3 tRNA genes are annotated in these 580 nt (G+C 47.2%); all 3 read left to right on the forward strand.

Features of this window, described 5'->3' with window-relative positions:
• Positions 1 to 74: 74 nt before the first annotated feature.
• The 3 genes from H5090_RS20550 to H5090_RS20560 all read left to right on the forward strand — a co-directional run bounded on the left by H5090_RS20550 (position 75) and on the right by H5090_RS20560 (position 574).
• Positions 75 to 150: transfer RNA gene (locus H5090_RS20550), tRNA-Glu, on the forward strand.
• A 181-nt stretch (positions 151 to 331) separates the two neighbouring features.
• Positions 332 to 407: transfer RNA gene (locus H5090_RS20555), tRNA-Glu, on the forward strand.
• Positions 408 to 498: 91 nt separating this feature from the next.
• Positions 499 to 574 (forward strand) — tRNA-Glu (locus H5090_RS20560).
• Positions 575 to 580: the final 6 nt, after the last annotated feature.

The raw sequence follows: 580 nt of genomic DNA on the forward strand, positions 1-580 counted from the left end.
GAAGTGCAGTGTTATTAAGAAAGCTCGCCTGAAACGAGTCTAAAAATTCAGTTGTCCTAGTGACACATTTATGTGTCCCCATCGTCTAGAGGCCTAGGACACCGCCCTTTCACGGCGGTAACAGGGGTTCGAATCCCCTTGGGGACGCCACTTACTATTTTAAGTATTGTGTAAAGCAGTGTGACACCGCACTCTCTATGCACGACGTTATCAAGAGTACTAATCTCTTGGGGACGCCACTTACTTATTTTAATAGAGAAGTGCAGTGTTATTAAGAAAGCTCGCCTGAAACGAGTCTAAAAATTCAGTTGTCCTAGTGACACATTTATGTGTCCCCATCGTCTAGAGGCCTAGGACACCGCCCTTTCACGGCGGTAACAGGGGTTCGAATCCCCTTGGGGACGCCACTTACTATTTTAATAGGGAAGTGTAGTGTTATTAAGAAAGCTCGCCTGAAACGAGTCTAAAAATTCAGTTGTCCTAGTGACACATTTATGTGTCCCCATCGTCTAGAGGCCTAGGACACCGCCCTTTCACGGCGGTAACAGGGGTTCGAATCCCCTTGGGGACGCCACTTACT

Origin of the sequence: Pseudoalteromonas sp. SR43-5 (assembly GCF_014163835.1) — a bacterium.
GTDB lineage: Bacteria > Pseudomonadota > Gammaproteobacteria > Enterobacterales > Alteromonadaceae > Pseudoalteromonas > Pseudoalteromonas distincta.